Here is an 8,381-nt window from a genome sequence, read left to right on the forward strand (position 1 = left end):
CAGCGCGAGCGCCGAGTTGCGGTAGCCGGTCGATCACGTCCTCGACCAGATGGAAGCGATCCATCTCATTCAGCACCACCATGTCGAATGGCGTCGTCGTCGTGCCTTCTTCCTTGTAGCCGCGGACGTGCAGATTGCCGTGGTTGGTGCGGCGGTAAGTGAGCCGGTGGATGAGCCAAGGATAGCCATGGAAGGCGAAGATGATCGGCTTGTTCTTCGTGAACAGCGCATCAAAATCGCGATCCGACAGTCCGTGCGGATGCTCTTCCGGCGGCTGCAGCTTCATCAGGTTCACGACGTTGATGACGCGCACCTTCAGCTCCGGCAGGTGCTTCCGGATCAGATCGACTGCCGCAAGCGTCTCGAGCGTTGGAACGTCGCCGCAGCATGCCATCACGACGTCAGGCTCGGTGCCCTTGTCGTTGCTTGCCCATTCCCAAATGCCAAGGCCTTCACTGCAATGCTTGATGGCCTGATCCATCGTCAGCCACTGCGGGGCAGGCTGCTTGCCGGCGACAACGACGTTGACGTAGTTGCGGCTGCGCAGGCAGTGATCGGTCACGGAGAGCAGCGTATTGGCGTCCGGCGGCAGATAAACCCGGACGACATCTGCCTTCTTGTTGACCACATGATCGATGAACCCTGGGTCTTGATGGCTGAAACCGTTGTGGTCCTGCCGCCAGACGTGGGAACTCAGGAAGTAGTTAAGCGAGGCGATCGACCGCCGCCATGGGATCTCGTGGCAGACCTTCAGCCACTTGGCGTGCTGGTTGAACATCGAGTCGATGATGTGGATGAAGGCTTCGTAGCAGGAGAAGAAGCCATGCCGGCCGGTTAGCAGGTAGCCTTCCAGCCAGCCTTGGCATTGATGCTCGCTGAGTACCTCCATCACCCGGCCGTCGGGCGCCAGATGATCATCCTCCGGATAGATCTCCGCCATGTAGCAGCGGTTGGTGACTTCCAGCACATCCTGCCAGCGATTGGAGTTGTTCTCATCGGGGCTGAACAGGCGGAAGTTGTTGCTCTCCATGTTCATCTTCATGATATCGCGGAGAAACGCGCCCATCGTCCGCGCCGACTCGGCGATGGTTGCCCCGGGGCTCGGCACGGATACCGCGTAGTCCCGGAAGTCGGGCATCTTCAGGTCCCGCAGCAGCAATCCGCCGTTGGCATGCGGGTTGTCGCTCATTCGCCGATGCCCCGCCGGGGCAAGCGTTGCCAGCTCCGGTTTGAACCGGCCTCCGTCGTCAAACAGTTCCTCGGGGCGGTAGCTCTTCATCCATCCTTCGAGAATGCGGATGTGCTCTGGCTTGTCCATGTCGCCCATCGGCACCTGGTGCGACCGCCAATAGCCCTCGGACTTCTTGCCGTCTATCTCAGGCGGGCAGGTCCAGCCCTTGGGTGTGCGGAAAACGATCATCGGCCACATGGGACGTTTCACGTTGCCTCTGGTGCGGGCATCCGCCCAGATTTCCTGGATATCAGCCATTGCGGTGTCAAGTACGCCTGCCAGTTGCTGGTGCACGCTCGCGGGGTCATCGCCCTCGACGAAATATGGCGTGTAGCCCATGCCTTCGAAAAATTTCCTCAGCTCGTCGCGGGGAATGCGGGCAAGGAAGCACGGGTTGGCGATCTTGTAGCCGTTTAGGTGCAGGATCGGTAGCACGCAGCCGTCGCGAGCGGGATTCAGGAACTTGTTGCTTTGCCAGCCTGTCGCAAGTGGCCCCGTTTCGGCTTCCCCGTCGCCGACAACGCAGGCGACAATCAGATCCGGGTTGTCGAACGCCGCGCCGTAGGCGTGGCTGAGGGCATAGCCCAGTTCGCCGCCCTCGTGGATGCTGCCGGGTGTCTCCGGCGCAACGTGGCTTGGGATGCCGCCGGGGAAGCTGAACTGTTTGAACAGCCTTCTCATACCTTCCGTGTCTTGGCCAATGTTGGGGTAGACTTCGCTGTAGGTGCCTTCGAGATAGGCGTGCGCGACGAGCGATGGCCCGCCATGTCCCGGTCCAATAACGTAAATCATGTCAAGATCATCGCGTTTGATAACGCGATTGAGGTGAACGTAGAGCATGTTCAAACCTGGCGACGTGCCCCAGTGACCAAGCAGCCGTGGCTTTATGTGCTCGCGCCTTAGCGGTTCTTTCAGGAGTGGATTGTCGAGAAGATAGATCTGGCCAACGGAGAGGTAGTTCGATGCCCGCCAATAGGCGTCCATTGACTGCAATTCTTCCGTCGAAAGGGGGCCGCCCGTTGGCATGTTCTCGTTTACAGCGCCCTTTGCATCTCGTGCCGTCTTGAGCGAAACCATGGGTACCTCCTCCTCTGAGCCCAGATTGCTACGGTAAGATCTTCCACGGTGAGAAATCGTCGAATTTTCTAACTTCTAGCGACTGGGGCGAACGCCTCGGCATGGGATGCTGGCGGCAAGGGCACAATTCGTAGCGCGGTCGTTATCGACCGATTATTTGCCACATGCAGCGTGTTTGGACATCAGCCTGAAACGCTGGCACGCCCGTGATTACCGCCCAGCCTCCATTTCCTATGTCCCGCTCGGCTATCCAAAACAGCTTCGTCCCAGTTCGCAAATATTCAGGCGTGCTAATATTCGCACGAAATGCATCCGAAGCACAGCTAAAATCGAATGTACCCGAGGTTTAATCCGAAGGCGTGATCGCAGATCCTTTCGGATCTTCGGAGAAGTGCTCAACCACTCCTCTCACGCCGCGAACACTTTCGGCAGCAACGCGCGCCGCCTTCTTGCACTCTGCCGTGTCAACGTTTCCCCATAGGTGAGCCACACCGTCGGTTACGGCTACGGTCACGTCTTTTCCGAGAAGACCCGTATTTTCGCTGAGCCGTATCGCAATGCTGCGACGGACGGCTTCGTCACCTCGCGCGGTTTCGTCTAGGTCGGCTGTAACAATCACTCTCAGAAGATCTGCACGACTGATGATGCCGACCAGCACGCCCTCTCTCATAACGGGAATGCGCTTGATGCCATGCTTCTGCATCAACCCGGAAACCCGCCCAAGCGACGCGTCCTCTTCCACGACCACTGGCGCGCGGCTCATGACGTCTGCAACCCGCCACGCGTTACTCTTAACGTAAGCCGTAGCTTGCTCCTCGGCGGTAAGTACTGACGTTCCGAGTTCGGCGATGGCTCCCCGTCCTAACTCCGTTCTGCGCAGCAGATCACCCTCACTGATGATCCCGACGAGGCAACCCGCATCGTCGATGACCGGAACACCGCTAATGCGATTGGTAAGCATGACCTCGGCGGCTCGCCTGACACTGTTATCCGGTGATACCCCGACAACCTTCGTGATCATCACATCTTTTACTAGCATCTCCGCACGACCTCCCCCTGAGGACACCGAGGATCGAACAACATAAACCTGGTGCGGGAGTTCGACAACCAATTTACCGGCTTTCGTTGCGGCTGACCGAGCAGCGCAAGCAGGCTGTCAGAGGCACGCTCCGCAATCCGATATCGCCACCGTTCGCTACGCAAACGCCGCCGAAAACCACCGATTGCCGCATAGTGGGAAATATCGGCATCATTGTCAGTTGCTTATGAAGATTTGATAGTGCTCATCTTCGTCGACGCTGCCCGCGACAGGCGGGTGGCCGCGGGTCATGCTGACGATCGCCCCAAAACGGCTGCTTAGATCGTTGCGAGGACGCCGTGGTGGACTCGGAACAGATTATCGGGGTCGTAGGTGGCCTTAGCTTTCTGCAGGCGTGCATAGTGCTCGCCCCAGAAGGCGTCTTCCCACTCTGCTTCGAAGTAGTCGGCCTCGGCGACATAGGAACCTTTTGCCGGCACGCGGGCTTTCAACGCGGCCATGGCGGAGCGGACCCGCTCCGCCTGTCGGCGTGCGAGGCCGACATCTGGCTCAAAGTCGCGAACGCCGGGATAGGCCGATGGGCCTTCCGCGCCGCAGATGACTAGCGCGAAACTGTCGGTCACAACGGGATTGGTGGCCGTTTCCGCGCGCACGTGGACGCGGACGTCGTCTGGCGCGCCTGCAAGACCCTTGTTGGTGTGGAGCGTGATGCTCCAGTGCCGCGACGCCTCGAACAGCCCGGCGACGAGCGCCTCTCGCGAGGCCGGGGCGAGTGAGACGCCCGGTATCCAGGCCGATGAAAAGGCGTGCAGGAATTGTCCTGATTCCTCTCTGTTGCCAGCCCAGTATATCCTATCCTGGTCAGCTCCAGCGTGATTATCGGTCAACACGATACCCGGAAGCGTCTTCAGGAAGTCCGGATCCCAGAATTGCCGTCCATTGACAACGATGATCGGCGGCTCGGAAAGGCTGTAATCATCCGGACGCTCACGTAGCCAAGCAAAGAACGGCGCCCACGCCTTCTCGGCTTGTTCATGGCTCAATCCTTGGCAAAGCATCGAAATCCTGAGCGCATTATCCGGTCGGAAGCCGATTTGCTCGCCCCACGTCGGATTCTGGAGGTCCTCGGCATAGAACTGCAGCATCTGCCCGATGAGAGCGCGATAGGCCTCGTCCGAGCTTGCGGAAATGTCGGCGAAGACGGCACCGATCGTCGGCGGCATGTCATGGGTCCGCAGGGTCACGCGCGTGACGACGCCGAAGGTTCCACCGCCACCGCCCTTCAGGGCGAAGAAGAGATCAGGATCTTGAACAGCATTGACAACGCGAATCGCGCCCTCTGCCGTTACGACTTCGGCTTCCAGCAGACTGGCCGCAGCGGTGCCGAAGGCCTTCGAAAGGCTTCCGAAGCCACCGCTTTGGATCAAACCGGCAACGCCGACGGTCAGGCAGCCGCCCCCCTGGACATAACGCCCCGCTCCGGCGCAGACGTGTCTGTAGATTTCTCCCCACATGGCTCCCGCGCCCACGGAGACGCTGGGCACAGGTTCAGCATCGCTGCCGGCCGGCGTGAAGGCATCGTGCAGTTCAATGGCATTCATCCGGCGGGTCCAGATCAGCAGCGAGTTCGGTGCATTGGAGCCGCCGGTATAGCTGTGACCGCCACCCTTCACGACGAGCCGGACCTTATGGTCGCGCGCAAAGCGGACCGCTGCGGCGATGTCGGCCGCGGAGACCGCTTCCAGCACTCTGTCGCTCGGCTGACTGACCCAGGCATCGGCCCAACCCATTGTCTGGGTGAACGCCGGGTTGTCTCCGAGAAAATAGGGGTTTCGGGCGGATGCGAAAAAGCTGGCGCAGTTCTCACCGCCGGCGCCGGCAAGGCAACGTTCCAACGGCCATTCCGGCCGGAAAAACCTGCCCTCAAGCTCGCCTGCCAGTGCTGCCCAGGGCGGTTCATTGGGATCCGTTTCCGACCGTGCCGGCGGTAGCGGGAGCAGACCCGTGGTCAGACTGGCCCCCGCCAGGAGCAGATCGCGTCTCTTTATCGCCGTGCTGGTGCGCCGCTTTGTCATCTGCGCGAGGTTTGCCTTGGTCACCGCGTTATGATCTCATTGATTTACGTCGGGAAAGTGATTGCCGTGAAAACCGAACGGAATATGGTGCGGCACCGCGGCCCTTGCGCGCTCGGTAAGCGTCGCTGCGTCGAGGACAAGCAGGAACGAGGTATGTGCACGAGCATCCAGCACCACCGACAGTAGGATACCGTCGTCCTCGGCATCGCCATCCGGGCGGGCCACAAACACCGGTTCGCCGGCATAGCAGCCATCTTCATGCCATCGCCGAACGACGGGTATCGCATCGGCGAGCTCGGCCTTCACGATCGTATCGAGAAATGATGCCGGTTCGCTCTGGCCCACACCCCAGACACAGGTGTGCCGCCTGCCGGCGCGGCGCAGATAGTCGATGCGCGGCAGCTCGAAAGGTGTGCCGCAAAGCCCTTTTCCTTCCACTGCCACTAAGGTCTCGCTGCCGGCCGCATCCAGCGGTATCGAGAAGCGGGTCAGGGTGGAGACCGCGTTGGACGGGGTGCCGGCGCGCAGCCGGTCGAGGCGGAGCCGGTCGATCACTCCGGCATCGGGATAGGCGAGAAAGTCGACATGCACTACGCCGCTCTCCTCGAAGGCGTTGACATGGTGGAAGGCGAAGCAGGACGGTGCCTTGGCCCTCGCAACCACTGCGCCGCTCGTCCTGTCGATCACGCTAAAGATCGTGCCGTGCTCCGGCTGCCAGCGGTAGTTCGTGATGAAGGGCTGACCAGACAGTGCCAGGCGCAGCGGGTTCACGCGCAACGGGAATTCCGTGAGAATCAGGTGCCTTTTCGACATGCCGAACGAATGCATGTAGCTCGGTTGATCGACGGGCAGCTCGGCAAGAACGCGCTGCCGGCCCCCCTCATCGACGAACAGGCGGTACGCGCTCTTGCGCCCCATCTTGATCACGTAGGAGTAGCCGAGCATTCCATCGGTGTGCGGGTGAGCGGTGGAGATCTGTCCTTTCACCGCCTTGCCGAAGGCGAGATGCCCCTGCGTTTCGAGCGTGTGTGGATCGAAGCGGATGGGCATTGGTGTCTCGGTGAGCGCGACGATCCGCTCGCCGAGCATCGCGACACTGACATTGGCATTGTCGGTGGTTTTGGGGTCGAATAGCGCCATCACCCGGCCGAAGATGGTCCGGCACGGATCGGTCATGAATTCACCGCGCACGATACGGCCGTTCTCCTCGGCTTCGCACCAGCTCTTCGAGTGAATGAACCGGTTAGAATAAGAGGCCAGTCCGGAATGGAAGGCAAAGGCGTGCAGCATGGCGAGGCCGTCGAACCAGTGAACATAGGCCTGCTCGCCCACCTCGAACCGTGCAGGCCCGGTGCGGATCAGGCTTCCGGCCAGCCAGCCGGGAAGGGCGCCTGTCACCGTAAGCGGCACGTGGTCGACTTCGTGGTCCAGTGTCGTGAAGCCGAGTGCATAGGGGCTGGAATGCATCATGCAGTTCCTCGCGTACGTCCGACTTCATCCGGAAACGCCTGAGACAACGGGGCGTTGCAGAGAATTTAGAATAATCTTCACCAGCGCAATAGACCATATTCGTTGAAGTAGCCGCCGCTTGGCCGGAATACTGAAAAAGAAAACGAAATTTGAGCCAATGACGACGGAAGAATTTCAGCCGAAATACAAATGGCGGGAGTCGTGGCCGGGCGAAGGCCACCAGGACTTCGTTTCCTGGGATGGCGATTTGCAGTTCGGCCGCATCCTGCTCGACCTGGCCACTGCGTCGCGCGCCCTCCAATGGCGATGGGCGATCAATACCATACCTTGGCAGAGGCAAAACATCCTGCCTCACAGCGGCTGGGCGCCAACGGCACGCGAGGCATCGAGAAGGGTTGAAGAGCTATACGAGCAAATCAAAGGGCTGCACGGACGCTAGCCAATTTTCTTTTCATCGTGCGTTTAGGATCGATCTTCGAAAATACGCGTCGCGCCGCACTCACTCCGTGCAACGGAGGAACTATACTTAGCCGGCAGCGTTTTCCCGGCACACTGAAAATCCCGGAGGATAACATGAAAAAACTGGTCATCTCTGCCGTATCGCTGTTCCTGTCGCTCGGCGGGGTGGCGATCGGGCAAACTGCGACGGTCACCGTTCCCGGCGAGGTCAGAACATATGTTCTTAAGCAGAAATCGCCGTCGGTTAAGTTCGAGGGTGATGTTGCAGTCGGTACGCCGCTTCCTGATACGGTCGAGATCCAAACGATCCCCGATCAGCCGGATTACGGTTATGTGGTCGTCAACGAAAAGCGCGTGCTCGTCAATCCGAAGACCCGCGCGGTGATCGAGGTCGTCGAATAACTTGAAAGCACTGCGGGCCCGCCCTCGGGCCCGCAGTTCTCCCATCAAAGCATCGCCGAGAAAAGCCGACATGAATATACGACCGCAGTACTACGCTAGACGCGACGGGGATGGCAGATGGTCGATTGTCCATAGGCAAACGAACAAGGTCGCTGTCATTGCTGAAACTCTGCCGCTAACACGCCTTGATGAATCCACCGCCATGGAGATTATCGATGCCCTGAGTGCGAGGTATTCGGCGTCCGAAGCACCGGCACCTTCCCTGAAGGCGCAGGGGAACGGCCTAAGCCGTTTTAACTAATTTGCGCTCTTTTGATCGTCTGTCATTCTGGTAATGCGTGGCGGAGGCCCCCCTATGTCACGCGGTGCGAAAGGGCTCGCGGTGATCGATGGCCAGCGCGAGCCTTTTCCTATTCAGGCGGGAGCACTTATAATCAGATCTCGCGCCTCCTTATCTTGGGGCCTTGCTCTTTCCAATACAGCGAGTATGCCTATCCGCTACGCCGATTCAGAGGACCGTTGTCATGTCGAGCTTTGAAGACCTGAAGGAAAAGCGGCATATCTTCCAACATTACGTCGACAAAGCCGAGGCGCGAGCTGCAAAGGCTACGGAAGATCGTGACTTCGA

General features: G+C 59.7%; 6 protein-coding genes. 2 read left to right on the forward strand and 4 right to left on the reverse strand.

Going from position 1 to position 8,381, the window contains the following annotated elements; genetic code table 11:
* The 4 genes from BN1800_RS38385 to BN1800_RS38400 all read right to left on the reverse strand — a co-directional run.
* Window positions 1-2,308, reverse strand: a 2,308-nt coding sequence (locus tag BN1800_RS38385; RefSeq protein WP_087006023.1) for a phosphoketolase family protein, incomplete at its 3' end; no start/stop codon positions are given.
* A 346-nt stretch (window positions 2,309-2,654) separates the two neighbouring features.
* Complete coding sequence (locus BN1800_RS38390; protein ID WP_087006026.1) at window positions 2,655-3,347, reverse strand: CBS domain-containing protein; 693 nt, start codon at window positions 3,345-3,347, stop codon at window positions 2,655-2,657.
* 317 nt (window positions 3,348-3,664) lie between these two features.
* Window positions 3,665-5,446 carry an FAD-dependent oxidoreductase gene (locus BN1800_RS38395; protein WP_244564808.1) on the reverse strand — a complete coding sequence of 594 codons (1,782 nt, stop codon included), beginning with the start codon at window positions 5,444-5,446 and terminating at the stop codon, window positions 3,665-3,667.
* 12 nt (window positions 5,447-5,458) lie between these two features.
* Window positions 5,459-6,892 (reverse strand): carotenoid oxygenase family protein, encoded by a 1,434-nt coding sequence (locus BN1800_RS38400; protein WP_210191319.1) that lies wholly within the window; start codon window positions 6,890-6,892, stop codon window positions 5,459-5,461.
* A gap of 118 nt (window positions 6,893-7,010) precedes the next feature.
* Between BN1800_RS38400 and BN1800_RS38405 the strand changes: the two genes are divergently transcribed.
* Window positions 7,011-7,331: a hypothetical protein gene (locus BN1800_RS38405; RefSeq protein WP_244564809.1), complete on the forward strand. Its 321-nt coding sequence runs from the start codon at window positions 7,011-7,013 to the stop codon at window positions 7,329-7,331.
* A gap of 134 nt (window positions 7,332-7,465) precedes the next feature.
* Window positions 7,466-7,753 carry a DUF1236 domain-containing protein gene (locus tag BN1800_RS38410; protein ID WP_087006032.1) on the forward strand — a complete coding sequence of 96 codons (288 nt, stop codon included), beginning with the start codon at window positions 7,466-7,468 and terminating at the stop codon, window positions 7,751-7,753.
* Window positions 7,754-8,381: the final 628 nt, after the last annotated feature.

Origin of the sequence: Rhizobium sullae, from assembly GCF_900169785.1 — a bacterium.
Lineage (GTDB): Bacteria > Pseudomonadota > Alphaproteobacteria > Rhizobiales > Rhizobiaceae > Rhizobium > Rhizobium sullae.

Bases quoted from the DNA above. Each gene is read 5' to 3' on its own strand.
- BN1800_RS38390 (WP_087006026.1), bottom strand. From the start codon at position 3,347: ATGCTAGTAAAAGATGTGATGATCACGAAGGTTGTCGGGGTATCACCG.
- BN1800_RS38400 (WP_210191319.1), bottom strand. From the start codon at position 6,892: ATGATGCATTCCAGCCCCTATGCACTCGGCTTCACGACACTGGACCAC.
- BN1800_RS38410 (WP_087006032.1), top strand. From the start codon at position 7,466: ATGAAAAAACTGGTCATCTCTGCCGTATCGCTGTTCCTGTCGCTCGGC.